Origin of the sequence: Mesorhizobium sp. M1365, assembly GCF_040317865.1 — a bacterium.
In the GTDB taxonomy this organism is placed as follows: Bacteria; Pseudomonadota; Alphaproteobacteria; order Rhizobiales; family Rhizobiaceae; genus Mesorhizobium.
Genome location: NZ_JAMYLG010000005.1, coordinates 45,814 through 71,750, shown reverse-complemented (window position 1 = coordinate 71,750; position 25,937 = coordinate 45,814). Strand labels below are relative to the sequence as shown.

Here is a 25,937-nt window from a genome sequence, read left to right as displayed (position 1 = left end):
CGACGCCCGGGAGGATTCTTAATCGACCGGGCAGGCGCCTTGCGAGGGCTTGTCGGGCGCCCAGCACGGCGCCTTCGCCTGTTCGATGATCGCTTTCAGCGCCGTCGCCTGTTCGTCGAGCACGCCGTGCACATCCTCGCCGCCGAGCACGATGCGCTCGAAGCTGTCGGTGTAGATCTGATTGAACTTGCCGCCGAGGCCGCCAAGTCCCATCGGCAGCAGCGCCGGCAACGCATCGGGAGCTCCGGTCATGGTGGCGATCACTGGGCTGAAGGCCTTCACCGAGGCCGGCATGTCGTCGGGCAGCTTGACGTCGACGATGGGGAAGAAGTTTGTCGCCTTCAGCGTCGCGATCTGGGTTTCCGGTTTCAGCATATAGGCGACCAGCGCCTTGGCCTTGTCCATGTCGGGCGAGGTCTTCGGGATAGCGACGCCGGCCACCACCGGCATGTAGCCGCGGCCTGCCGGGCCAGCCGGCGCCGGGAAGGCGACGAAGTCATCGGGTTTCTGGTTGAAGGCGTCGGCGAGGCGCGCCACGTGATCGAATGCCACCCAGACTTCGCCGGTCAGCAGCGGCTCCTGCATGAAGGCATAGTTGGTCGAATTCGGGTTGGTGTATTGCCACAATTCCTTGAACTTGTTCCACGCTGTTTCGGCCTCCGCCGAGCGGAACTTCGTCACCATCGAGCCGGTATACGATGGAAGGAGAAAACCCTCGAAGAAACGATGCTTCAGCCCTTTCGGGCCGGCCGGAAAACCGAATTTGGGCGAACCGGTCTTTTCAGCGATGTTTTTCGCCCACTCGATCAGTTGGTCATAAGTGATGGTGTTGAGATCGGTGCCGGCCGGCAGATATTGCAGCGCCTGTTTGTTGGCCGCCATCAGAAAGGTGGCCTGCATCCATGGCAGGTACTTCTGCTCGCCGGTGCCGAGCATGCCGAGCTTCTTGTAGGTCTCGTTGACCGTGACGCCACCGAGATCGATGCCAGAGAGATCGACAAGGTTCGCGCCGACGGTGGAGAAGTCTCCGTGCAGGCCGCCGAGCACGCCTATGGTGCCGGCGCCGGCCTGCAGTTCGGCCTGAAGGCGGGTGAGCCAGGGCCCGTCCTCGGCGACCTGATAGTCGACCTGGCCGTCAAACCCCTTCAGCACTTCGCTGCGCATCTTCTGTGTCTCTTCCACTGGTCGCGCCTGTGTCGACCAGAACAACACCTGCTGGGCTTGTGCTGCGCCGGCAGCAAGCGACAACGCCAGCACCGCACTTGCCAATGTCCTCAACGCATTCATCGTCGTCTTCCTCCCTGGTTGTGCGCCGCTAAGGCGTCAGTTCCGTCCTGTGGGTGCCGGGCCATGGCTTGCCCGCGAGACAAGTGTCGGCCGGACCAGCCGCGTCAGTGGCGCGTCCGGCCTGTCGCCGATGACGGTCAGCAGCATCTCGCCGATCTCGCGCGCGCACTGGCGGATCGAGGCGTCGAAAGTGGTCAGCCCCGGCGGCGCATAGGCGGAGGCGGCTATGTTGTCGAAGCCGATCACCGAAAGGTCGCGAGGAATGGCAAGTCCGGCGCGCCCCGCCTCTTCCATCACAGTCAGCGCCAGCTCGTCGAACAGTGCGACAATCGCCGTCGGCCGCTCGGTGGCGTGCAGAAGCCGGTTGATTGCCTGGATGCGGGCACCGCGATCGAAACGCGGCGCCGTCGCCACATCGAGACTGACGGACGGATCGCCCCGGCGGGCGATCGCGGCGGCGAGCCCGTCCTGCCTGAGATGGCGAAATGTCATCGGCTCCGAAATCGTCACCAGGCCGAAATGGCGGTGTCCGAGATCGTAGAGCATGTCGAAGGCCTCGCCGAAAGCATGCGCGCCATCGGTATCGAGCCAATGGTAGGCAAAGTCGCCGTCGAGCAGCCGGCCATGCGCGACGAACGGGAAATTGCGCTGGCGCAGATAGGCAAGCCGCTCGTCGACCTCGGCGATGCGGGTGACGACGACCCCGTCGGCGCGGCCCGATTCGACGACATGGCGAAGCACGGAAAGTTCCGACTGGCCCTGCGCCGCTGCGGCCAGGATCAGGTCGGAGCCGTGCGAAACCAGCCCTTCGCCGAGCCCTGTGACGAATTCGCCGAGGAAGGAATCGACCAGATTGGGGCCGCGGATCGGCAGCACCATGCCGACGAAGCCGCTGCGGCCGGAGACCAGCGTGCGGGCTGCGGTGTTCGGCACATAGCCGGCCTGATGCGCAGCCTCGGCGACACGTTGGCGCGTTTTCAAGGCAATTTGCTCGTGACCGGCAAGGGCGCGCGAAACGGTGGTAATCGACAGGCCGAGCTGCGCAGCAAGTTCCTTGAGGGTGGTAACGCGGGCCGGCATCGTTCCTCCCGAACGAAGTTTGAAACGTTTGTAATCACTTCAAGCGAAATTGCAAACGTTTCAAATGGCGCGCGGTCAGTGTTGTTTCTTGCCCATTGGTTAGCGCGGCCCTATTCGGCCCCGGCCGGCAAGCTCCTGGCCGGAGATTTAAACGCAGCGGTTGCTTGACTCCGGCGACGCCTTGTGAAAAATTTTGCAGCAACTGATAAAAATATCAAAGGGCGGAAATGGTTGGTTTTGGCAACGGCCTGCTGCGCGACGATGAGACCGGCATGGCAGCCCGTGCCGCCTGGCTTCACTATGCCGGCGGCCTGACCCAGTCGGAGGTCGCCAAACGGCTTGGCCTGACCAGTCTCAAGGCGCATCGCCTGATCACCAAGGCCAATCAGGAAGGCCTGGTCAAAGTCTACATCGACGGCGAAGTCTCAGAATGCGTGGAGCTTGAGGATGAGTTGTCCGGCCGGTACGGCCTCGACTACTGCGAGGTGGTTCCGGACTTCGATGCCGAAGACCTGCCGCTCAAGGCGCTCGGCATTGCCGGCGCGCAGTTTCTCAAGCGCGAGATCGAACGCGGCGAAGAGGCGCTGATCGGCGTCGGCCACGGCCGCACGCTTGCCGCCTGCGTGGAATATCTGCCGCGCATATCGGCCGGCAGGATCCGTTTCGTCTCGCTGCTTGGCGGCTTGACGCGGAAGTTCTCGGCCAACCCGCATGACGTCATCCACCGCGTCGCCGAGCGGACTGGTGCGGAGGCCTATGTGATGCCCGTACCGATGTTCGCCAACACGGTCGAGGATCGAACAGTGTTGCTCGGGCAGAAAGGCGTCAGCGATGTCTTCGACCTCGCCAAGTCCGCCGACCTGCTCATCGCCGGCATCGGCACCGCCGAACGTGAGGCCTCGCTTGTCGCCACCGGTATGATCGAGAAGGGCGAGATGGAGGAGATCCGCCGCAACGGCGGTGTCGGCGAACTGCTCGGCCATTTCTTCGACGATGCCGGAAAGGCCGTTGCGACGACGCTTTCCGACCGGGCGCTGGCACTGGCGCGCGAAGACATCAGCAACCGCAGGATTGTCGCCGTCGCCGGCGGCAAGGTGAAGGTTCGCGCCATCAAGTCAGTGCTGGAGGGCCGTTATCTCAAAGGCTTGATAACCGACGAGCGGACGGCGCGATCGCTCGTGGAACAGACGCCGGTCGGGTAGCCGGCAACCATTTCGTTGAAACTACCCTGTGGAGGAGAAGAGAAATGCATGAGAAAGAGAAAGACCTCATCGACGCATTCCTGCGTGGACAAGTCGACCGCCGTGGGCTGATCAAGGGCCTCGGTGCAATGGGCCTTGCCGCCAGCACCGCCGGCACACTGCTCAATTTCGGGCAGACCCGCGCCCTGGCGGCTGATTTCGACTGGCAGGCGCATAAGGGCAAGACCATCAAGCTGCTGCTCAACAAGCATCCTTACGCCGATGCGATGATTGCCAACCTCGACAATTTCAAGAAGCTGACCGGCATGGAAGTCGTCTATGACGTGTTCCCCGAAGACGTCTATTTCGACAAGGTTACCGCCGCGCTGTCGGCCAGCTCGCCCGAATACGATGCCTTCATGACCGGCGCCTACATGACCTGGACCTACGGTCCGGCCGGCTGGATCACCGACCTCAACGAATGGATCAAGGATCCGGCCAAGACCAACCCGAAATATGCCTGGGACGACTTTCTGCCGGGCGTCAAGAACTCCTGCGCCTGGAACGGCCAGCCGGGCGGCGCGCTCGGTTCGGCGGACGCCAAGCAATGGTGCATTCCGTGGGGCTTCGAGCAGAACAACATCACCTACAACAAGGGCATGTTCGACAAGGTCGGCGTCAGCGTTCCCGGCAATATGGATGAGATGGTCGCTACGGCGGCGAAGCTCACCAAGGACGTCGGTGGCGGCGTCTACGGCATCGGCGTGCGCGGCTCGCGCTCTTGGGCGACGATCCACCCGGGATTCCTGTCGGCTTACGCCAATTTCGACCAGAAGGACCTGAACGTCTCGGCTGACGGCAAGCTGTCGGCCGCGATGAGCACCGCCGAATCCAAGGCTTTCCACAAGCAGTGGGTCCAGATGATCCAGGAGAGCGGCCCGAAGGACTGGTCGACCTACACCTGGTACCAGGTCGGCACCGATCTCGGTGCAGGTGCTTCGGCGATGATTTACGACGCCGACATCCTTGGCTACTTCATGAATGGCGGCGACAACAAGATGGCCGGCAAGCTCGCCTTTTCGGCATTCAAGGCCAATCCTGCCGCCAAGGCGCCGACGCCCAATATCTGGATCTGGTCGCTGTCGATGTCCAACTTCTCCAAGGACAAGGACGCCACCTGGTACTTCATGCAATGGGCATCCGGACCCGAGCATGCATTGTTCGGTGCGACCAAGATGGACTTCGTCAATCCGGTTCGTCAGTCGGTCTGGAACGACGAGATGTTCCGCGAGAAGCTGAACAAGAGCTATCCGGGTTATGTCGAGATGTTCGACGTCTCGGCGCCGGGCGCCAGCATCAAGTTCACCCCGCAGCCGCTGTTCTTCGATCTCACCACCGAATGGGCGGCGACGCTGCAGAAGATGGTGGCCAAGGAAGTGCCGGTCGACGAGGGCCTCGACAAGCTGGCCGAGAGCATCAACAGCCAGCTCAAGGAAGCCGGGCTCGGCTAAGCCGCGGCCAAGGCTGGCCCGTCCGCGGGCCAGCCTTTGAGATGTGATACGTTTGCGACGCGGTCCCGAAAGGTGCCGCCTGCTCGCCCGACCGGCCGCCTTGCTCCCTTGGGCGGCCGGGACGGCGAAGCAACAGGATGACGGAGCAGCCGATGACTGCGGCGACAATACAAAGAAACAGGCCGTCGGGCTTCAGGATCAGCAAGCGGGTGCTGCCCTATCTCCTCAGCCTGCCGGCTCTGCTGGTCTGCATCGGCATCCTGATCCCGTTCCTGACGTCGGTGGTCTATTCGTTCCAGCGCTACCGGTTGAGCCAACCCTGGGCGCGGCAGTTCAACTGGGGCGACAACTATATCTCCTTCTTCACCGACCCGAAGTTCTGGAACACCCTGGAGATCTCGCTGCTCTACGCCGGCATCACCGTTGTGCTTGAACTGCTTCTCGGTCTCGGCATCGCCATGCTGCTGCAAAAGCGCTCGACGCTGAACAACTTCATCTCGATCATGCTGCTGATGCCGCTGATGACGGCGCCGGCGCTCGCCGCGCTGATGTGGAAGCTGATGACCAATCCCGGTTTCGGCGTGCTCAGCTATCTCGCCAGCCTGATCGGGTTGCAGGATTTCCGCTGGGCCTCGTCTCCGTCGACGGCGCTGCTCACCGTCGTGCTCGTCGACATTTGGGTCTACACCCCCTTCATCATGATCCTGCTGCTTGCAGGCCTGCGCAGCCTGCCGACGCAGCCCTTCGAGGCGGCAGCACTCGACGGCGTGCCACGCAGCTTCGTCTTCTTCCGCATCACACTGCCGATGCTGACCCCCTACATCCTGACGGCGACCCTGTTCCGCCTGCTTGATTCCATCCAGCAGTTCGACATCATCTACGCCATGACGCAGGGCGGTCCGGGCGACACGCTGACCGTGTTCCAGGTCGAGGCCTATCTCAATTTCTTCCAGTCGACCAATGTCGGCCGCTCGGCGGCACTGATGATCATCCTGTGGGCGATCACCTATTTCCTCTCGAACATTTTCATCAAGAACTGGCTGCGGCTGCGCGAACGCGCCCGCGGCCAGGCATAGGAGGCTGGCGTGGAACACACCTCGCTTCTCGAACGCATCCTGCGCGGCATTGCCCTGGCGCTGGTCGTGATCTTCTTCATGTTCCCGATCGTCTGGATCCTGATGATGTCGTTCCAGACCAACGAGACAATCCTGCGGATTCCGCCGCAGCTTGTCTTCGAGCCGACGCTCGCCAACTACACTGCCTTGATCACCGGCAAGCTGATGACGGCGGCCGGCACGCTCGACATCGCCTTCATGCGCAACCTCTGGAATTCCGTCTTCCTGTCGGTCACCTCGGTTGCCGTCGCGTTGCTGCTCGGCGTTCCGGCGGCCTACGCCTTTGCGCGGCACAAATTCCGCGGCTCGGAGGACATTGCCTTTACGCTGCTGTCGTTCCGGTTCGCGCCGGCGCTGCTGGTGCTCCTGCCGCTCACCCTCTATTTCCAGAAGCTCGGGCTGGCCAACACCTATATCGGGCTGATCTGGGTCTATCAGCTGATCTGCCTGCCGTTGATCCTGTGGATCGTGCGCGGCTATTTCGAGGACATTCCCGCCGACATCGAATACGCCTACCGCATTGCCGGACATTCCTGGTTTGCCACCTTCCGCAAGATCGCGCTGCCGCTCGCCGGCCCAGGCATCGCCGCTGCCGGTCTGCTCGCCTTCATCTTTGCCTGGAACAATTTCGTTTTTGCGCTGGTGCTCGCCTCGGCCGACAAGCAGCCGGTGACGGTCGGCGCGCTCGCCTTCATCACCTCCTCGGGCATCCAGTATGGCCAGATCTCGGCGGCGATCGTGCTGTCGATCACGCCAACGCTGGCGCTCGCGCTCTATGCGCAACGCTATCTCGTCGAAGGCCTGTCGCTTGGCGCGGTGAAAGGATAGTCCGATGGCAAGCCTCGAACTGCGAAACATCGTCAAGCGCTATAAAAGCCAGACTGTTCTCGACAATCTGTCGCTGACCGTCGCCGACGGCGAAACGCTGGTCCTGTTCGGGCCGTCCGGCGCCGGCAAGACCGTTCTGCTGCGGCTGGTGGCCGGCGTCATCGACCCCGACGAGGGAAAGATACTCATCGGCGGCGAGGACATGACCGATCTCGACGCCGAGTTCCGCGGCGTCGGCATGGCATTTCAGAACTTCGCGCTGTTCCCGCATATGACGGCGTTCGATAACATTGCGACGCCGCTGCAGGCGAAGCACTCATCGCAAGGCACGATAAAGACCGGCGTCGAGAGCGTCGCCAAGCTGTTGAAAATCGGCCATGTGCTCAGCCACAAGCCGCGGGCGCTGTCCAATGGCCAGAAGCAACGCACGGCGCTTGCCCGCGCCCTGGTCGGCTCGCCGCCGGTGCTGCTGCTCGATGATCCCTTGCGCAACGTCGATGCCAAATTGCGCTTCGAAATGCGGCTGGAACTGCCAAGACTGCTGGCGGATCGTGGCGCGACCGTCATCTACGTCACCCAGGACTACAAGGAAGCGATGGCGCTCGGCGACCGCATCGCGGTGATGTCGCAGGGCGTCGTCAAACAGCTCGGCACGCCCGAGCAGATCTATCGCGAGCCGGCCAATGTCGAGATTGCCCGGCTGTTCGGCGACCCGACCATCAACCTTCTGGACGTCAAGCCGGCGCGGGACGCCAAGGGCATCTATGTCGGCCTGTCCAACGTCCAGGTCCATCTTGCCGGCGCTCATGAGACGGCGGTCGGCCGCGACTGCGTGATCGGTTTGCGGCCGGAGGCGCTGGCGTTTGTCGATGAACGCACGCTCGGCGCCATCCCGGTGACGGTCGAGGCTGAGACGCCGCTCAACGAGAAGATCGTCACGCTGGTGCGCACCGTGCGCGGCCGTGAAATCCTGGTTTCGCGTCCTTCCGGGACACCGGGCCAATCCGAGGGCAAGGTCTACATTGCCGTCGACAGTAAAAGCGCCCTTTTGTTCGATCGCACAAGCGGCGAGCGCATCGGCTCGAAAAACGTCGTCAATTTGCGCAGCGGAGAAGCGGCATGAGCCCGACCGCAATCACCATTTCGGGCGTCGACAAGTTCTACGGTCCGATTGACCGTGGCGTACACGCCGTCAAGAACCTGACGATGGAAATCGTCAAGGGCGAGATCGTGGCGCTGCTCGGCTCCTCCGGCTGCGGCAAGACCTCGACATTGCGCATGATCGCAGGCTTCGAAGAGGTCTCGCGCGGCGCTATCGCGGTTGCCGGCCGCAAAGTGCACATGCTGCCGCCGGTCAGGCGCAACGTCGCAATGGCCTTCGAGGGCTATTCGCTCTACCCGCCGCTGACCGTGCGCGAGAACATGGCCTTCGCCCTCAAGGCCGCCAGGCTGGCGAAGAGTGCAGTCGATGCAAAGGTTGCCAACATCGCCAAGCTGCTCGAGATCGAGGACATTCTCGAGCGCTATCCGAGCTCGATCTCCGGCGGCCAGCAGCAGCGCGCCAGCCTTGGCCGGGCGCTGATCCGCGAGGCCGACCTGCATCTGCTGGACGAGCCGATGGGCCAGCTCGAGCCGCAGCTTCGCGCCGTGCTGCGCGGCCGCATCAAGCATTTCATCAAGGAGCGCGGCCTGACCGCGATCCTGGTCACCCACGACCAGACCGAGGCCAACGCGCTTGCCGACCGCATTGCCGTCATGGAGGGCGGCGTGCTGCAGCAGTTCGATACGCCTGACAGGCTCAAGGAGCGGCCGGCAAACCTGTTCACCGGCACCTTCGTTGGCGAGCCGCCGATGAATGTCTTCGAGGCCTATGTCGGCACGGCCGCCGGCAAGATCAGTCTCAAGCTGCCCGACGGGCTTTCGCTCGACTACGACAAGGATGCGTTCAGCGGCCCGGTTCGCGACGAATTGCTCAACCGGCAGCGCGTCGTCATCGGCGTCAGGCCCTATGCGGTCCGCCGCTCGAAGGATGGTGTGCCGGCGACGGTTTCGGCCAATCAATGGCTCGGCGACCAGACCCATATCGCCGCCGATTTCGCCGGCGGTTCGCTGGTCCTGGTCGAACATGACCGAACCCGCTTGGAGCTTGGCGCGCCGATCAAGATCAGCATCGATCCGAAAAACCTTCACGTCTTCGATCAGGCGAGCGGCAATGCCATTTCGCACGGCACGGAGCTGGCTTGATGCAGGATGTGCTGATCGGCATCGACGCCGGCACGTCTGTCATAAAATCCGTCGCCTTTGACACGGCGGGCAGGCAGATCGCGTCCGCCGCGCTGCCCAATAAATACGAGACACTGCCGGGCGGCGGCGCCGAGCAGGACCTGACACGCACCTGGGCCGATACCGCGACGACCTTGTGCGAGCTTGCCGACAAGGTGCCGGATCTCGCCAGCCGGACCATTGCCATCGCCGTGACCGGGCAGGGCGACGGTACCTGGCTGATCGACAAGGATGGCGAGCCGGTTGCCAAGGGCTGGCTGTGGCTCGACGCGCGCGCTGCCGCGGTCGTCGAGGAGATCCGCGCGCGGCCGGAGGACCGGCTGCGCTTCGAAAAGACCGGCAGCGGGCTCGCTGCCTGCCAGCAGGGATCGCAGTTCGTGTTCATGAAGCGCCACATGCCCGCGATGCTTGCCAATGCAGCGACGGCGTTCCACTGCAAGGACTGGCTCTATTTCAAGCTGACCGGCCACCGCGCCACCGACCCGTCCGAGGGCACCTTCACCTTCGGCGACTTCCGCACGCGCGGCTATTGCGATGATGTGCTCGAGGTACTCGGCGTCACCGATCTCCGGCATCTGTTGCCGCCCATCGTCGATGGCACCAGGCAAAGCACCTCGCTGTCGGCGGCAGCAGCCGATGCGACCGGCCTGCTCGCCGGCACACCGGTCGTTCTGGCCTATGTCGATGTCGCCTGCACGGCGCTCGGCGCCGGCCTGTTCGATCGCGAACGCAAGCCGGGATGCTCGATCATCGGCTCCACCGGAATGCATATGCGGCTTGCCGAAACGCCGGACCAGGTTCTGCTCAACGAGGCTGCAACCGGCTACACGATGACGATGCCGGCACCCGGCGTCTTTGCGCAGATGCAGTCGAACATGGCGGCAACGCTCAATATCGACTGGGTCCTTGGCCTCGCCTCCGGCATTCTCGCCTCGCAAGGTATTACGCGGACCAATGGCGAGATGATCGCGCTGGTCGACCAGTGGATATCGTCGTCCGAGCCAGGCGCGCTGCTCTACCAGCCCTATGTCTCGGAGGCCGGCGAGCGCGGGCCGTTCGTCGATGCCAATGCCAGGGCCGGCTTCATCGGCATTTCGTCCAGGCACGGCTATGCCGACATAGTCCGCGCGGTGTTCGAGGGGCTGGCTTTCGCGGCGCGCGATTGCTACGCCGCCATGGGGCCCCTGCCCAAGGAAATCCGCCTGACCGGCGGAGCGGCCAGGAGCCCGGCTCTGCGCAAGATCCTGGGTGCTGCGGTCGGCGCCGACATTCGCACCAGCGAGCGCGAGGAGGCCGGTGCTGCGGGCGCCGCAATGATTGCTGCGGTCTGCGTCGGCCAATACGCATCGATGGACGATTGCGTCAGCGAATGGGTCACGCCTTTGCTCCGTACGGCCGAACCCAGCGATCGGAAACTTGCCGCTGCCTATGAGGCGATGGCTCCGTCCTACACATTGGCGCATGAGGCGCTGCGGCCGGTCTGGCGCTCGATGGCCGCGTCCAGGCAAACCGACGTGAATTGAGAAGAGCATGCCCAAGAAAATTGCGATCATCGGCGACCGCTTCATGCTTCCGGAAGTGTTTCGCGAGAAAATCGAGGCGGCCTGCGGCGACAATCTCGACATCCGCAGCATTGAGACCGCTTGGCCCGACGAGCCGATGCAATTCGGCAATGCCGCGCTTGGTCTGGACAAGGTCAAGGAGTATTTCGGCGATCCCGACGAGGTGGTGGATTTCATCGGCGACGCCGAAATCTTCGTCACCCAGCTTGCGCCGCTCTCCGAAAGCATGATGCAGCGCCTGCCCACGCTCAAGCTGGTTGCGGTCTCGCGCGGCGGACCGATCAACATCGACATGGCCGCCGCCAAGGCCCACGGCATCACCGTGGTCAATGTGCCCGGCCGCAACGCCAGCGCCGTGGCCGAGTTCACCATCGGCGCCATTCTCGCTGAAACGCGGCTGATCCGCGTCGGTCACGAAGCCTTGCGCAAGGGCGAATGGCGCGGCGATCTCTACCGCGCCGATCGCACCGGCCGCGAGCTCAACGAAATGACCGTCGGCGTCATCGGCTACGGCAATATCGGCACCAGGCTGGTTCGCCTGCTGCGCGCCTTCGGCTGCCGCATCTTGGTTTGCGATCCCTATGTGCAATTGAGCGCCGAGGACCGCAATGCCGGCGTCGAACTGGTTGCGCTGGACGATCTGCTGTCGCGCTCCGATGTGGTCACGCTGCATTCCCGGGTCACCGAGGAGACGCGCGGCCTGATCGGCAAGAACGCCATCGCCCGGATGAAACCCGGCGTAATCTTCGTCAATACCGCGCGCGGACCGCTGGTCGACTACGATGCGCTCTACGATGCGCTCGTCTCGGGGCAGATCGGCAGCGCTATGCTGGAGACGTTCGCCATCGAGCCGGTGCCTGCCGACTGGCCGCTGTTGCAACTGCCGAACGTGACGCTGACGCCGCATATCGCCGGCGCGTCGGTACGCACCGTGACCTACGCGGCCGAGCAGGCGGCCGAGGAAGTGCGCCGCTACATCGCCGGGCTGCCTCCGGTCAATCCATGCTGACGACAGGGCATAGAGCGAGATGAACGGTGAAACCGAAATCGTCGACCTCTTCGTCATCGGCGGCGGTGTCAATGGCGCCGGAATCGCGCGCGATGCGGCGGGCCGGGGTCTGTCGGTCATTCTTTGCGAAAAGGACGATCTTGCCGAGGGCACCAGTTCGCGATCGGGAAAGCTCGTTCATGGCGGTTTGCGCTATCTCGAATATTACGAGTTCCGCCTGGTGCGGGAGGCGCTGATCGAGCGCGAGGTGCTGCTCGAATCCGCGCAGCACATCATCTGGCCGATGCGCTTCGTGCTGCCACACAGCCCCGATGATCGGCCGGCCTGGCTGGTGCGGCTCGGCCTGTTCCTCTACGACCATCTTGGCGGCCGCAAGCGACTGCCGGCCACCCGCACGCTCGACCTGCGCACCGCGCCAGAAGGCGCGCCGATCAAGGACAGCTTCAAGCGCGGCTTCGAATATTCCGACTGCTGGGTCGACGACGCCCGCCTGGTCGTCATCAATGCGCTCGACGCCGCGGAGCGTGGGGCCAGGATATTCACCCGCACTGCCTGCACCGCTGCCCGCCGCGAAAACGGCCTGTGGTCGGTGGAGATGCGCGACGGTCGAACCGGCGTCAGGACCACAGTCCGGGCACGGGCGCTGATCAACGCCGCCGGACCCTGGGTCAACGACGTCATCAACCGCGTCGGCGGCCAGAATTCCAGGCGCAACGTGCGCCTGGTCAAGGGCAGCCACATCGTTGTGCCGAAATTCTGGGAAGGGCGGCAGGCCTATCTCGTTCAGAACAGCGACAAGCGGGTGATCTTCATCAATCCCTATCAGGACGATCTGGCGCTGATCGGCACCACTGACATTCCCTATGAAGGGCGGCCGGAGGACGTGACCGCCGATGCGAGCGAGATCGATTACCTGATCAAGGCAGTCAATCGCTACTTCAAGCGCCAGCTCGCACGAAGCGACGTCGTCTACTCGTTTTCCGGCGTCAGGCCGCTCTATGACGACAATGCCGACAATCCGAGCGCGGTGACCCGCGATTACATATTCGAACTCGACGCACCGGCTGGGCAGGCGCCGCTGCTTTCGGTCTTCGGCGGCAAGATCACCACCTTCCGCAAATTGGCCGAGCACGCGCTCGACCGTATCGCCCCGTTCTTTCCGAAAATGGGCAAGCCGTGGACCTCGAAAGGGCACCTGCCGGGCGGCGATATCGCCAATGCCGATTTCGAGCAGTTCCTCGGCGACCTCGGCCATGAATTTCCCTGGATGCCGGCATCGCTGGTCAAGCATTACGGCAGGCTCTTCGGCACAAGGACGCGCGATCTGGTCGGCGCGGCCACCTCGCTCGCCGAACTGGGCCGGCGCTTCGGCAAGGATTTTTTCGAGCGCGAAGCCAATTACCTGTTCGAGCATGAATGGGCCGAGACCGCCGCCGATATTCTCGAAAGGCGCACCAAGCACGGCCTGCATCTGTCCGCCGCGGAAAGAACCGCCTTCGAGGACTGGTGCTCGAGCCGGCTGGCAAAGGCCGGCTGATGGCCTTTACGCTTTCGCTCAACACCAATCCGCTGGTCAACCGCTTTGCGGAGCCGGACGACCTGATCGACGCGATCGCCTATCAGATCGGTATCAGGGACGTCCAACTCACCCATGAATTCGTCAATCCCGGCTGGCCGGCGGCGACGATCGCCAAATTCGTCCGCCTGTTCCGCTCCGCGCTCGACCGCACCGGGGTGCGCGTGACCTCCGCGATGACCGGCCCTTACGGCCGGCTCAATCATTTCGGCCATCCCGATGCCGACGTGCGGCGCTACTACGTCGACTGGTTCAAGACCTTTTCAGAAGTTTCGGCCGAGCTCGGCGCCGCAGGCATGGGCACGCAATTCGCGATCTTCACTCACCGGGATTACGACAATCCTGAACGTCGCGCGCGGCTTTTCGACATCGCGCTGGAATGCTGGCGCGAGGTCGCCGAGCATGCCAAAGCAGCCGGCTTGACCTACCTGTTCTGGGAGCCGATGTCGGTCGGCCGCGAATTCGGCCATACGATCGAAAGCTGCCGGGCACTGCAGCGCGAGATCGAAGCGGCCGGCATGGCCGTCCCGTTCAAGATGATGGTCGACATCGACCATGGCGACGTGACCTCGAGCAATCCGGCGGACACCGACCCTTATGCCTGGGCCGAAGCCTTTCCCAGGCAATCGCCGATCATCCACGTCAAGCAGTCGTCGATGAATAAGGGTGGTCACTGGCCGTTCATTGCCGCTCACAACAAGGACGGCCGCATCACGCCGGAAAAGCTGCTGGAGACGGTTCGCCGTGGCGGCGGCGTCGACAACGAGATCTGCCTCGAATTGTCGTTCCGCGAGCGCGAGCCCGTCGACCACCAGGTCATCGCCATGATCCGCGAGTCGGTCGACTACTGGGCACCCTTTATCGAGACCGGCAGGGCCGATCTCTTGCCGCGAGCATGATCGGATGAGCAGGAGCTGAGGCAGCTCCTGCTCAGAGCCGGAATACGTCAGCCAAATTTCGGATCGAGGCTTCCGGACTTGTAGCGCTTGGCCATTTCCGACAGCGGCAGCGGCTTGATCTTCGGTGCGTTGCCGGCGGTGCCGAATTGCTCGAAGCGCTCCTTGCACAGCTTCCGCATCGCGGCCATTGCCGGCGTCAGATATTTGCGCGGATCGAATTCGCTCGGGTTCTCGGTCAGCACCTTGCGGATTGCGCCGGTCAGCGCCATGCGGTTGTCGGTATCGATATTGATCTTGCGCACCCCGTGCTTGATGCCGCGCTGGATCTCTTCGACCGGCACGCCCCATGTCGGCTTCATCTGGCCGCCATATTTGTTGATGATCTCCTGCAACTCCTCCGGCACCGAGGACGAGCCGTGCATGACGAGATGCATACTCGGCAGACGGCGGTGGATTTCCTCGATGACGTTCATGGCCAGTACAGCGCCGTCCGGCTTGCGGCTGAACTTGTAGGCGCCGTGGCTGGTGCCCATGGCGACTGCCAGCGCATCGACACGGGTGTCGCGCACGAACTGTTCGGCCTGCACGGGATCGGTCAGCAGCTGGTCGTGGCTGATGACGCCCTCGACGCCATGGCCGTCTTCCTGCTCGCCGCCGCCCATCTCAAGCGATCCAAGGACGCCGATCTCGCCTTCCACCGAGATGCCGCCCCAATGCGCCATGTCGACGACGCGGCGGGTGATGCCGGAATTATAGGCGTAGTCGGCCGGCGTCTTGCCGTCTTCCTTCAGCGATCCGTCCATCATCACCGAAGTGAAGCCGTGCTGGATCGCGGTGACGCAGGTGGCTTCGTTGTTGCCATGGTCGAGATGCATGCAGACCGGGATATCGGGATGGATTTCGACCAGCGCGTCGATCAGCTTGGCTAGCACCACGTCGTTGGCGTAGGCTCGGGCGCCGCGGCTCGCCTGCAGGATAACCGGCGATTTGGTCTCCTCGGCTGCCTCCATGATGGCGAGGCCCTGTTCCATATTGTTCATGTTGAAGGCAGGCACGCCATAGCCGTATTCGGCGGCATGATCGAGCAATTGTCTCAGTGTGATGCGAGCCACTCAGTAGTCTCCCGTATCCGGTTTCGAGCCAGTGTTTGCGGGCCGTTCGGTTGTCGACGAGCCCCTGATGCTTCTGGCCGGATTTCCGCGGCACCGCAACCGCTGGGCGCTCGGCCGGCAGCAATTCTTGTTACAGGACGCGACCAGAAGCGTCATGATATCCCAAAGAGATATAACATTATCACAAAAATTTGGTGGCTTGTGCGACGTTTGCTGTTATATCTCGGAACCGGATTGCACAAGGATGCCGCGGAAATGAAGAGCGACGGCCGCCGGCAAGGCATCATGGATTTTCTGATGGACATCGGCACCGCCAGTGTCGACGATCTTGCCTCACGCTTCGGCGTGTCAAAGATGACTGTCCACCGCGACCTCGACGAGCTCGAGGAAAGCGGCTTCCTGCGCAAGGTGCGCGGCGGCGCCTCGATCCAGCCGAGCAGCCTTTTCGAGAGCGATTTCCGCTACCGCCAGCGGCTGGCCGGCGACGAGAAGAAGCGCATCGCCGCCGCTGCCGTGACGATGATCGAACCGGGTCAGACGGTGATCATCGACGATGGCTCAACCGCGGGCGGCGTTGCTCGGCATCTTGCCGATCTGCGTCCGCTGACGGTGATCTCGAACAATCTGGCCGTCATCCAGGATTTGGCGGGCGTTGCCGGCATCAACCTGATTGCGCTCGGCGGCCAATACAACAAGAAGTTTCACGGCTTCTTCGGCCTGCTCGCCGAGGACACGCTGAAATCATTGCGCGCCGATGTCGCGTTCCTGTCGTCATCGGCCATCCATGGTGCCTCTGCCTTTCACCAGGATCAGGAAGTGGTCCAGACCAAACGGCTGATGATGGCCGCAGCAGCGCGCAAATATCTGCTGGTCGATCATGGGAAATTCGGCCGCACTGCCTTGCACTTCCTGACAGATCTCAAGGCCTTTGACACGGTCTTCACCGGCCGCGAGCCGCAGCCGCAGATGCGCGCCGCGCTGGATGGTGCCGGCGTTTCGCTGACAGTGATCGCAGAATAGGAGGGCACGTATGGTTTATTGGGTCGGCACCAGCTGGAAAATGAACAAGACGCTCGCCGAGGCGATGGCTTTCGCCGAGGCGCTGGCGGAGTTCGTCCCCGGTTTCGACGAGCGCATCCAGCCTTTCGTCATCCCGCCCTTCACGGCGATCCGCGAGGTCAAGAAAGCGCTGTCGCCGACGCGCATCAAGGTCGGCGCGCAGAACATGCATTGGGCCGACGCCGGCGCCTGGACCGGCGAGATCTCGCCGGTCATGCTGAAAGACTGCGGCCTCGACATGGTCGAGCTCGGCCACAGCGAACGGCGCGAGCATTTCGGCGAGACCGACAACGCCGTCGGTCTGAAGACTGCGGCGGCGGTGAAGCACGGTCTCGTGCCACTCATCTGCGTCGGCGAGACCCTGGCTCAACGCGACAGCGGGCAGGCCGCTGCGGTGCTGGCCTTGCAGGTGCACGGCGCGCTGCAGTTTCTCGAAGGCGCGGCGAAGGCGGCGACGATCCTGTTTGCCTATGAGCCCGTCTGGGCGATCGGCGACAAGGGCGTGCCGGCCAGTTCGGACTATGCCGACAGGCAGCAGGCGCTAATCAAGAAAATCGCACGCGACCTGCTGCCGGTGGTGCCGCCGGTGCTTTATGGCGGCAGCGTCAATCCGCAAAATGCCGCCGAACTGGTCGGCCAGCCCAACATCGACGGCTTGTTCATCGGCCGCTCGGCCTGGCAGGCGGACGGCTATATCGACATCCTCAAGCGCGCCTCGGCGGCGATCTGAATCACCAAACAGGAAGGAAACGGAACATGAAAATTGCCATTGGAGCTGATAGCGCCGGTAAGCCGCTGCTCGACGTCATTGCCGCTCACCTCGCTACCAAGCCCGGCCTCACGGTTAGCGACCTCAGCCAGTCGGGCTACTATGCCGACCTGTCACAGAAGCTCGCCCAGACCATCCTGGACGGCGAAAACGATCGCGGCATCCTGTTTTGCGGCACCGGCATCGGCGTATCCATATCCGCCAACAAGGTGCCCGGCATTCGCGCCGCACTCACCCACGACACCTATTCGGCCGAGCGCGCGGCAAAATCCAACAACGCCCAGATCATCACCATGGGCGCCCGCGTCATCGGCCCGGAACTGGCCAAGTCGATCGTCGATGCATGGCTTGCATCGGAATTCGATGAGAAGGGACCGTCGGCCGGCAATGTCCAGGCGATCGACAGGCTCGACGCGGCGAAGCGGGGTTAAGCCAGACTGTTCCACATCGCTCTGATAATCGTCACGGCCGATGCGGCGCCGGGGTCCATATGCCCGAGCGAGCGCTCGCCGAGCCGCGATGAGCGGCCCTTGGCGGCGATCATGTCCTTGGTCGCCTCGGCACCTCGTTCGGCCGCTGCAAGTGCAGCCTCCAGGCTCTCGGACAGGCTCTTGCCGGCTTCCTGCGCGGCACCCGCTGCTTGCGCAGCCGGCAGCCAGGCGTCGACCATGGTCTTTTCGCCGAGCTCGGCCTTGCCGCGATCCTGGATGCCTTGCGCCATCGCCCGGAGCATGGCGATGGTGTCAGCGTCCTCCAGAATTGCCTTGCCTTTGACGGCGGCGGCACCGCGCATGAAGGCGGTCGCATAGAGCGGGCCTGACGAGGCGCCGACCGCGTTGAGGAAGGATTTCGCCGCAGTGTTGAGCAGCGCCGTCGGCTCGGTCGCCGCGAGGTCGAGTTGCGCTAGTGCATCGCGCGCAGCTGTGAAGCCTAGTGCCATGGCGATGCCATGGTCGGCGTCGCCGATGACGCCGTCGAGTTGGCAGAGCCTGTCCTTGTCGGCGTCGATCGCCGCCGCGATCTCATCGAACATTCTTTTCAAGCCGACTGAATCGATCGAGGTCATGATGCTTTCTCAGCCGGCGCGGAACATGGCGCCGTCGCAAGGATGGTCGAGCATCGCCTGCAACTCGCCGTCGAGATGCATCAGCGTCACCGAGGCGCCGGCCATTTCGAGCGAGGTGCAGTAATTGCCGACCCAGGTCGCATGGACGGAAATACCGACGTCATCCAGCCTCTGCTTGACGCGTCGGTTCATGATGTAGAGCTCCATCAACGGCGTTGAGCCGAGCGAATTGACCAGAACGGCGACCTTATCGCCGCGCGCCGGCGCCATCTCGTCGAGGACCTTGTCCAGCATTTCGTCGGTGATCTCGTCGGCCGTTTTCAACTTTCCACGCGCGGTGCCTGGCTCGCCGTGGATGCCCATGCCGATCTCCATTTCGTCCGGGCCGATCTCGAAATTGGGCCGGCGGGTCTGCGGCAGCGAGCAGGGCGACAGCGCCACGCCCATGGTGAAGGTGTGATCGTTGGCCTTCCTGGCGATACGCTCGCATTCATCGAATGACAGCATCTGGTCGCATGCGGCACCGGCGGCCTTGAAGATGAAGAAATTGCCGGCGACGCCGCGCCGCTTCTGCCTCTGGTCGCGCGGCGCCGAGGCGACATCGTCGGTGGTCAGCACGGTGCGCACCTCGATGTCGTCCATTGCCGCCATTTCGGCGGCCATGTCGAAGTTCATCACGTCGCCGGCATAGTTGCCGTACATGAACAGCACGCCGGCGCCACCGCTGGCCGCCTTGGCGCATTCGAGGATCGGGTCCGGCGGCGGCGAGGCGAAGACATTGCCGATCGCGGCGGCGTCGGCCAGCCCCTTGCCGACGAAGCCGAGGAAGGTCGGCTCGTGGCCCGAGCCGCCACCGATGACGAGACCGACCTTGCCTGGGCGTGGGCCGTCGCGGGCGATGATGGAGCGCCGGCTGCCGTCCGCACTTCTGAGATGGCGCGGATGCGCGGCCAGGATGCCCTCCAGCATCTCATCGACGGAGCGGTTACCGTCATTGATGATCTTCTTGGTCTGCACCGGCATCCTCCCTGGTTTTCGTGAGATACTACAGCGCCTTACCGGGATTTCCACCCGCGACGGAGATTTCACGCCGCGATGCGTTCGCGTGCTGCCAGCAGTTGCACGCAGGCACTGGCCGCCTCTTTGCCTTTGACCCTGAAATGCTCGAAGAAGAAGCGGTGATGGTCCGCGCTGTCATGGTAGTTGTGTGGCGTCAGCACCGCCGAAAGCACCGGCACGCCAGTCGACAATTGCACATTCATCATACCGTCGATGACCACGCTTGCAACAAACTCGTGCCGGTAGATGCCGCCATTGACGACGAACGCGGCGCCGAGGATAGCGGCATAGCGGCCGGTCACGGCAAGCGTCTTTGCATGCAGGGGAATCTCATAAGCGCCAGGCACATCGAAGACATCGACGGCAAAGCGTTTCTCTCCGAGAACCGCCAGTTCCGCCTCGAATGCTTCAACGCATTGGTCGACGATATCGGCATGCCAACGCGCGCGAATGACGGCAACGCGGATCGCTTCATAGTCGTTGTGGGAATGCTGATTCATGGGTCCATCCTTCCGTTTCGAACCAGAATCAGGACGCACGATACGGAGTCTGAACCGCGAAAGCGGACCGTCTTCCATTTCGTTCTCTTCCATCCGGACTGTGACCGTCGGCTCCGGAATCACACCGGATCTGCTGACCTCTCCGGCTAACCGGAAAGCGCTCGCGGGCTTGGGCCGAGACCCTTACCGCCGGTGGGGACTTTCACCCCGCCCTGAGAACATTGACGGCGTTTGTATGGAAGGGTCGGAAAGCGCTGTCAACCACCGGCGTCGTCGTCGATGGCGCAGAAATAGCGATCCGTTTCGACCTGGTCACCGTTGAGGGCGAGGGAGGAGAGCGTCAAATAGCGATCACAGGTAAGGCAGGCAGCACCTTGTCCAAGGTGATGGGAAATTCACGCACTCGCACGCCGGCCGCGTTGTAAACGGCGTTGGCGACAGCAGCCCCCGCACCGCACACGCCGAGCTCGCCGAGACCCTTTGCGCCAAGCGGGTTGGCCTTGTCGTCGTCTTCCTCGAGGAAGGCGACCTCCATATCGGGGACATCGCCATTGACCGGCACATGATACTCGGCAAGATCGTGATTGACGAAGTGGCCGTAGCGCGGGTCGAGCACCGTCTGCTCCATCAGCGCTGCACCGATCCCCCAGGTCATGCCGCCGATGATTTGCGAGCGCGCGGTCTTGGCGTTGAGGATACGGCCCGCGCCGATCACAGCCAGCATCCGGCGCATGCGGATTTCACCGGTATCGCAATCGACAGCGACCTCTGCGAAATGCGCGCCATAGGAATGCTGCGAATAGGTCTTGTATGACTGGGTGGTGGCGCCCGCGGCTACGGAGCCTTCGGCTTCGAGCCCGTCGGGAGAGATCCCTCGGATAAGATCGGCCAGGCTCGCCGATCGCTGGCCGACCCTGACCTCGCCGTCGGCAAAGCTTGCCTCGGTGGCGTTCGCGCCGCGCAACGGCGAGGCTTCGTTCGACTGCGCCGCCTCCAGGATCTGTTTCTTGAGGATGTTGCACGCATCATGCAAGGCCGAACCCGCGCTTGCTGCGCCCCAGGATCCGCCGGAGCCGGCGGTACGCGGGAAGCGGCTGTCGCCGAGCTCCACCTTGACGGACGAGATCGGCAGGCCGAGGCTCTCGGCGGCAATCTGAGTCAGGATCGTATAGGTGCCGGTCCCAATATCGGTCATGTCGAGCCGCGCCGTCACCCGACCGTCCCGGTCGATCGCAACCCGCGCCGTCGCCGCGCCGATATAGTTCGGACGGATCGCCGCCGCCATGCCGTGACCGATAAGCTTGCGGCCCTCCCGAGTTCGGCCCGGTGTCGGGTTTCTCCGCTCCCAGCCGAAACGGCGGGCGCCTTCCTCCATGCAGGCGACGAGATTGCGGGTGGAGAACGGCACGCCGCGCTCGGGATCCTGTGCCGGCTCGTTGCGGATCCTGAGTTCGATCGGGTCCAGACCGGCGCGCTCGGCGAGCTCATCCATGGCGCATTCGAAAGCCAGCATGCCGGGCGCTTCGCCGGGCGAGCGCATCCATTCGCCGCGGTTGATGTCCAGCGGAACCAGGCGATGGCGGGTGAGACGGTTCGGCGCCGCGTAGAGCGAGCGCGCAAAAACTGCCGTTTGTTCGCAGTACTCCTCGAAGCTGGACGTTGCCGACCAGACATCGTGCGCGATCCCGGTGAGCCGCCCGTCAGTGTCCGCGCCGAGACGTACCTGTTGGACCATCTCTGCGCGATGACCGGCATTGGCGAACATCTGTTGTCGCGTCAGCGCGATCTTCACGGGGCGCTGCAGCACCTGCGCTGCAAGTGCGGCCAGGATCGTGTCGGCATGGGCAATCAGCTTGGAGCCGAAGCCTCCGCCGATGAAGGGGCTGACGATGCGCACTCGCTCGAGCGGGATGCGAAGCGTGCTGGCGACCCCGGCCCGGAAGTTCGCGAGGGTCTGCGCCGATGTTCGGATCGTCAGCTCGTTGCCTGACCAGGCAGCAAGCGTCGCATGCGGCTCCATCGGATTGTGATGTTCGAAGGGGGTCCCGTAAGTGGAATCGATCTTGATCGGCGCCGTCGCAAAGGCGCGCTCGAAGTCGCCGACCACGCTGTCGGTCTCGAAGCCGGCATTGGTCCGCTTTGGCGCGTAGGCGTCGGCGATATGTCCCGGTAGATCGTAGAGGCCCGGCTCCTCGTCGTAGCGTACTCTGATGAGGCCCGCAGCAGCGCGCGCCGCCTCGAACGTCTCCGCAACGACCAGCGCGACCGGCTCGTCGTAATACCGTACCTGATCGCTGTTGAGCGCGGGCCGGGGGCGCGCGAAGACCTCCGGCACCGTTGGCGTGACCGTTGGGCCGAAATCCGGCTGGGCCGGCGCATTCCGGTGCGTCATGACGAGCAGCACTGCCGGCGCCCGTTCGGCTTCGGCCGTGTCGATCTCGGCGATGCGGCCCTTGGCGACGGAGGCGCCGAGAATGTAGCCATAGGCTGTACCATCCAGCTCATTCTCGTAAGCGTATGTGGCGCCGCCCGTCACTTTGAGCGGACCGTCGATGCGGTCGATCGGCCGCCCGATGATGCCAGCATCGGCACGAGGTTTCACCCTTGAATGGGTGGCGGAGCCGGGCAGTCCGGGTATGGTCTCGTTCATAAGTCACCTAAAGATTTTTCATCTGGAGTTCGGAGGCATCGAGGCCGCGACGACGCGCTTCCTCGCACCTTTATGTTCGTCGCGCGGCGGCCGGAGCTCACGCGGCGATCTCGCCGAAATACTCGCGAAACTCGACCAGCCTCCCTGTTGGGCCGGCTCGCATGAAGATCGCATGCAGGCCAGTGTAGGGCGCGCCACCGATTGTCCCGCTCCCGCGATCGCAGACGATGACCCAGTCGGCGGCGAAGAGCTTGAGATCGACGGTCGATTTCGTGATCCTGTTCCCCTGCGCTTGATGCGCGGCGGTCCAGGCTGCGAGTGCCCGTTTGCCCTCTGGCGGTCGGTGTCGGCCTCGTTGCTCGCCGACAGGGAATTGGAAGGTCATCGTCTCATCGCAACAGTCAAGGAATGCCGTCCAGTCGCCAGAGGCCCAGCCGGCAAAGAAGGCGTCTACGGCGGCCTCGAGCCCGTGACGAGCTCCCGGGTCGGATGTGGCGCCCCAGGCTGTGGCGGCAGAGACGAGAAGGCCGCCACCCGCGGCCGCAACGGCGCGTCGCGTGAGTTTCATATCGATCTCCTGCTCGGCGCCGGCATCTGGAAACAGCGGTTCGGGGTCGTCGTCTCTGTCATCGCATCGCCTCATGCACTCTCGGCGGCAGCAGCCAGCGTGTGCCGTATCGTCCGTTTCGCCAGCGGGATCTTGAAACCATTGGCGCCATGACCGACGGCTCCGGCGAGCGCGGCTTCGGCCGCGTCGCTAAAGGCACCGTCGGATGCCGCCGCGCCTGCCAGCGCGCGCTCCGCCTCCGTCGCGCGCCAGGGTTTCGCTGCCACGCCGCCCATGGCGATCCGAGTGCTTCGGATACGGTCGCCGCTTTTCTCGACGATTGCTGCCACCGACACCAGCGCGAAGGCGTAGGAAGCACGGTCGCGCACCTTGCGGTAAACCTGTCGGCCGGGTGGCGGCGGCGGCAGGGCAACCGAGACGACTATTTCGCCGTGGCCGAGCACGGTCTCCACCTGGGGCGTCGCCTCGGGCAACCGATGGAAATCGCCGATCGGGATCGTGCGGGTCTCGCCGCCGGGCGAGACGGTCTCAATCCTGGCGTCGAGCCCGGACATGGCGACCGCCATGTCGGAGGGATGGACCGCAATGCAGGCTTCGCTCGCGCCGAGTACGGCGTGCATGCGATTGAAGCCCTGAAGTGCCGCGCAGCCCGAACCCGGCTGGCGCTTGTTGCAGGGCATGTTGCGGTCGTAGAAATAGGGACAGCGCGTGCGCTGCAGGAGATTGCCGCTGGTCGAGGCCTTGTTGCGTATCTGTCCGGACGCTCCCGCCAGCAGCGCTTGCGTGAGCATCGGATAGCGCGACCTTACCCGCGGGTCGGCGGCAAGATCGCTATTGCGGACCTGGGCACCGATCCGAAGTCCGCCTTCCGCCGTCTCCTCGATCCGATCAAGCGGCAGCCGGCTGATGTCGACGAGATGCGCTGGGCGCTCGATCTCGAGCTTCATCAGGTCGAGCAGGTTGGTGCCGCCGCTGATGAACTTGGCGTCCGGCCGGGCCGCAACCGCGGCCGCCGCCTGCTCAGCACTCGCCGCACGTTCATAAGTGAAGGACTGCATTGCTCATGCCTCCTCTGCCGCGTCGCGGATTGCAGCGACAATGTTCGGATAGGCGGCGCAACGGCAGATGTTGCCGCTCATCCGCTCGCGGATCTCGGCATCGGTGAGAGCGACGGAAGCCGCTGCCACGTCGGCGCTCGCATGGCTTGGCCAGCCGGCCCGCGCCTCGCCCAGCATGCCGACCGCCGAGCAGATCTGGCCTGGCGTACAGTAGCCGCACTGGAAACCGTCGCGGGCGACGAAGGCGGCCTGGACCGGATGCAGCCGGTCACCCTCGGCAAGGCCCTCGACCGTGGTGATCTCGTCGCCTTCATGCATTGCGGCAAGCGTCAGGCAGGAATTGATCCGGCGCCCATCGACGAGCACCGTGCATGCGCCGCACTGGCCGTGGTCGCAGCCCTTCTTCGAGCCGGTGAGGCCGAGATGGTTGCGCAGGGCGTCGAGCAGCGTCGTCCGCGGGTCGAGCTCGACGGCAAGATCCTTCGCGTTGATCCGTAACGACATCGTCATCGTCGGTAGCGGCGAGGACGATGCAGCCGCCGTGACGGTCTCGGCCGGCTCGGCGTCAACCGGTAGTCCGGTAGCCAGGAGCACCCCGGTCGCAACACCGCCTTCCAATACCATCCGACGCGTCGGCCCGCTCCTGTTGTCCGTTTTGGCCATGCATGATCTCCCAGCCGCAATGAAGCGCAGACGGCAACTTGACCCGAGCGAACCCTCGGGTTCTGTCACCCAACGACACTGGAGGTGGGAGTGCGGGCGGCGGCTTTCTTTCAAGAAACCGGCGGCACTATCAGGATTCTGGAGAAGAATTCACCCGATAGGCACGAGGCGTCATGCCCCTCAGACGTCGGAAGGTCGTGGTGAAGTGGCTCTGGCTTGAGAAGCCGAGCCGAAAGGCAATGACACCGATCGACAAACCCGTTTCGCGCAGCAGCGCCTCCGCTCGCCGCACCCGTTCCTCGATCACATAGGCGTAGGGTGCAAGGCCGGTCGTCGCCTTGAAGCGACGCGCAAAACTGTCGACGGCCATGCCCGCGGCGGCTGCCAGCTCGCTTAGCGAAATGTCGGAATTCATATGCGCATCGATGTAATCCCGAACGCGACCAAGTGCCCGGCGGCTGAGACAGCCGTGACGTACAAACCGCGGTTGCTCCCGGCTCAGGTTGGCCACGCGGAGACTGACGAGGGCGACCAGATGCTCGACATAGGCAGTGTCTGGCTTGTGGCCGAGTGCCATCTCGTCACGAAGCGAACTCAAGAGCGTGGCGACGACCGCGTCTTTCTTGTTTACCAGTATAGGCAGGTTCTTCAGGCGTTCGCATCCGGGAAGCCCGATATCGGGATCGATCCACAGGGCTGAATAGGAGAGGTTTACATCGCGATAGAAGCCCTGTCGTTCCGCGCCTGCCGGGACGAAGGTGAGGGCTCCGGGACGGTCCATTCCGTCGTAAAGGGATCGTGCCTCGTGCCGGATGGATGTATGGGACGTGCCGCCTTCTTCGGTCAGCACGATCAGATGATGAGGGGCTGTCCAGCGGAGCTCCGCCTCCCGGCACGCCCACCGCCGGTTGTCGAAGACGATCGAGGAGCTGACCCATGACGCGGTTTGCAGGGGCTCCGACTTCTCGTCCTGGCTCCGAACCCGTCCGTCACCAAGCAACGGTCTGAATGACATCGCGGTATCCCGCTGGTTCACTCGCCGAGCCGTGGGCAGCCCCGGCTTCGAGCGTTGGGCGCCGCCCCGCCGCTACGCATACGGCCG

General features: G+C 63.7%; 24 protein-coding genes and 1 riboswitch. Of the genes, 13 read left to right on the top strand and 11 right to left on the bottom strand.

What is annotated here, in order from left to right; translation table 11 throughout:
- Positions 1-18: 18 nt before the first annotated feature.
- On the bottom strand, positions 19-1,287 hold the full coding sequence (locus tag NKH04_RS08100) for an ABC transporter substrate-binding protein (protein ID WP_352472255.1): 1,269 nt from the start codon (positions 1,285-1,287) through the stop codon (positions 19-21).
- A 36-nt stretch (positions 1,288-1,323) separates the two neighbouring features.
- Positions 1,324-2,367, bottom strand: coding sequence for a LacI family DNA-binding transcriptional regulator (locus NKH04_RS08095; RefSeq protein ID WP_353044200.1), 1,044 nt, complete (start codon positions 2,365-2,367; stop codon positions 1,324-1,326).
- Between the two features lie 227 nt (positions 2,368-2,594).
- On the opposite strand from NKH04_RS08095, the gene NKH04_RS08090 reads away from it, so the two are divergent.
- From NKH04_RS08090 to NKH04_RS08045, 10 genes are all read left to right on the top strand, one after another.
- Positions 2,595-3,569, top strand: coding sequence for a sugar-binding transcriptional regulator (locus tag NKH04_RS08090; RefSeq protein WP_023676028.1), 975 nt, complete (start codon positions 2,595-2,597; stop codon positions 3,567-3,569).
- Positions 3,570-3,613: 44 nt separating this feature from the next.
- The gene (locus NKH04_RS08085) at positions 3,614-5,059 is read left to right on the top strand and encodes an ABC transporter substrate-binding protein (protein ID WP_352455241.1); all 1,446 of its coding nucleotides are present in this window, start codon (positions 3,614-3,616) and stop codon (positions 5,057-5,059) included.
- Between the two features lie 152 nt (positions 5,060-5,211).
- Entirely contained in the window at positions 5,212-6,135 is a 924-nt protein-coding gene (locus NKH04_RS08080) for a carbohydrate ABC transporter permease (protein WP_352452414.1), read from the top strand.
- Positions 6,136-6,144: 9 nt separating this feature from the next.
- A complete protein-coding gene (locus NKH04_RS08075) occupies positions 6,145-7,002 on the top strand; it encodes a carbohydrate ABC transporter permease (protein WP_023676025.1) in 858 nt (285 codons plus the stop codon).
- A gap of 4 nt (positions 7,003-7,006) precedes the next feature.
- Positions 7,007-8,125 carry an ABC transporter ATP-binding protein gene (locus NKH04_RS08070; protein WP_352680993.1) on the top strand — a complete coding sequence of 373 codons (1,119 nt, stop codon included), beginning with the start codon at positions 7,007-7,009 and terminating at the stop codon, positions 8,123-8,125.
- On the top strand, positions 8,122-9,246 hold the full coding sequence (locus tag NKH04_RS08065) for an ABC transporter ATP-binding protein (protein ID WP_352680995.1): 1,125 nt from the start codon (positions 8,122-8,124) through the stop codon (positions 9,244-9,246). The genes NKH04_RS08070 and NKH04_RS08065 overlap by 4 nt, the downstream gene beginning before the upstream one ends.
- Complete coding sequence (locus NKH04_RS08060) at positions 9,246-10,808, top strand: FGGY-family carbohydrate kinase (RefSeq protein ID WP_352472265.1); 1,563 nt, start codon at positions 9,246-9,248, stop codon at positions 10,806-10,808. The genes NKH04_RS08065 and NKH04_RS08060 overlap by 1 nt, the downstream gene beginning before the upstream one ends.
- A gap of 7 nt (positions 10,809-10,815) precedes the next feature.
- Positions 10,816-11,856, top strand: coding sequence for a 2-hydroxyacid dehydrogenase (locus tag NKH04_RS08055; protein ID WP_352612246.1), 1,041 nt, complete (start codon positions 10,816-10,818; stop codon positions 11,854-11,856).
- A 19-nt stretch (positions 11,857-11,875) separates the two neighbouring features.
- On the top strand, positions 11,876-13,393 hold the full coding sequence (locus NKH04_RS08050) for a glycerol-3-phosphate dehydrogenase (protein WP_353044199.1): 1,518 nt from the start codon (positions 11,876-11,878) through the stop codon (positions 13,391-13,393).
- The gene (locus tag NKH04_RS08045; RefSeq protein ID WP_352472317.1) at positions 13,393-14,331 is read left to right on the top strand and encodes a sugar phosphate isomerase/epimerase family protein; all 939 of its coding nucleotides are present in this window, start codon (positions 13,393-13,395) and stop codon (positions 14,329-14,331) included. The genes NKH04_RS08050 and NKH04_RS08045 overlap by 1 nt, the downstream gene beginning before the upstream one ends.
- Positions 14,332-14,378: 47 nt before the next feature.
- Here NKH04_RS08045 and fba read toward each other — a convergent pair whose 3' ends face one another.
- Positions 14,379-15,443 (bottom strand): class II fructose-bisphosphate aldolase, encoded by a 1,065-nt coding sequence (gene fba, locus NKH04_RS08040; RefSeq protein ID WP_353044198.1) that lies wholly within the window; start codon positions 15,441-15,443, stop codon positions 14,379-14,381.
- Between the two features lie 255 nt (positions 15,444-15,698).
- Here fba and NKH04_RS08035 point away from each other — a divergent pair, with 255 nt between their 5' ends.
- Genes NKH04_RS08035 through derI form a run of 3 tightly spaced genes read left to right on the top strand, consistent with a single transcriptional unit; the run spans position 15,699 to position 17,702 of the window.
- Positions 15,699-16,463: a DeoR/GlpR family DNA-binding transcription regulator gene (locus NKH04_RS08035; RefSeq protein ID WP_023676017.1), complete on the top strand. Its 765-nt coding sequence runs from the start codon at positions 15,699-15,701 to the stop codon at positions 16,461-16,463.
- Positions 16,464-16,473: 10 nt separating this feature from the next.
- Positions 16,474-17,232 carry a triose-phosphate isomerase gene (locus tag NKH04_RS08030; RefSeq protein ID WP_352472271.1) on the top strand — a complete coding sequence of 253 codons (759 nt, stop codon included), beginning with the start codon at positions 16,474-16,476 and terminating at the stop codon, positions 17,230-17,232.
- Positions 17,233-17,258: 26 nt separating this feature from the next.
- Positions 17,259-17,702: a D-erythrulose-4-phosphate isomerase gene (derI, locus tag NKH04_RS08025; protein WP_023676015.1), complete on the top strand. Its 444-nt coding sequence runs from the start codon at positions 17,259-17,261 to the stop codon at positions 17,700-17,702.
- On the opposite strand, the gene dhaL is transcribed toward derI, so the two are convergent.
- The 8 genes from dhaL to NKH04_RS07985 all read right to left on the bottom strand — a co-directional run bounded on the left by dhaL (position 17,699) and on the right by NKH04_RS07985 (position 25,850).
- A complete protein-coding gene (gene dhaL / locus NKH04_RS08020) occupies positions 17,699-18,337 on the bottom strand; it encodes a dihydroxyacetone kinase subunit DhaL (RefSeq protein WP_352472272.1) in 639 nt (212 codons plus the stop codon). The two genes, derI and dhaL, sit on opposite strands and share 4 nt — an antisense overlap.
- A gap of 9 nt (positions 18,338-18,346) precedes the next feature.
- Positions 18,347-19,354, bottom strand: a complete 1,008-nt coding sequence (locus NKH04_RS08015) for a dihydroxyacetone kinase subunit DhaK (protein WP_352612252.1) — start codon at positions 19,352-19,354, stop codon at positions 18,347-18,349.
- 68 nt (positions 19,355-19,422) lie between these two features.
- Positions 19,423-19,896 (bottom strand): 6,7-dimethyl-8-ribityllumazine synthase, encoded by a 474-nt coding sequence (locus NKH04_RS08010; protein ID WP_353044197.1) that lies wholly within the window; start codon positions 19,894-19,896, stop codon positions 19,423-19,425.
- Between the two features lie 77 nt (positions 19,897-19,973).
- Positions 19,974-20,120: riboswitch (FMN riboswitch) on the bottom strand.
- Positions 20,121-20,236: 116 nt separating this feature from the next.
- On the bottom strand, positions 20,237-22,546 hold the full coding sequence (locus NKH04_RS08005; protein ID WP_352542230.1) for a xanthine dehydrogenase family protein molybdopterin-binding subunit: 2,310 nt from the start codon (positions 22,544-22,546) through the stop codon (positions 20,237-20,239).
- Between the two features lie 97 nt (positions 22,547-22,643).
- Entirely contained in the window at positions 22,644-23,114 is a 471-nt protein-coding gene (locus tag NKH04_RS08000) for a nuclear transport factor 2 family protein (RefSeq protein WP_353044196.1), read from the bottom strand.
- 71 nt (positions 23,115-23,185) lie between these two features.
- Complete coding sequence (locus NKH04_RS07995) at positions 23,186-24,172, bottom strand: FAD binding domain-containing protein (RefSeq protein WP_352743510.1); 987 nt, start codon at positions 24,170-24,172, stop codon at positions 23,186-23,188.
- Between the two features lie 3 nt (positions 24,173-24,175).
- Entirely contained in the window at positions 24,176-24,835 is a 660-nt protein-coding gene (locus NKH04_RS07990) for a 2Fe-2S iron-sulfur cluster-binding protein (RefSeq protein ID WP_352503008.1), read from the bottom strand.
- Positions 24,836-24,965: 130 nt separating this feature from the next.
- Positions 24,966-25,850, bottom strand: coding sequence for a helix-turn-helix domain-containing protein (locus NKH04_RS07985; RefSeq protein WP_353044195.1), 885 nt, complete (start codon positions 25,848-25,850; stop codon positions 24,966-24,968).
- Positions 25,851-25,937 lie beyond the last annotated feature (87 nt).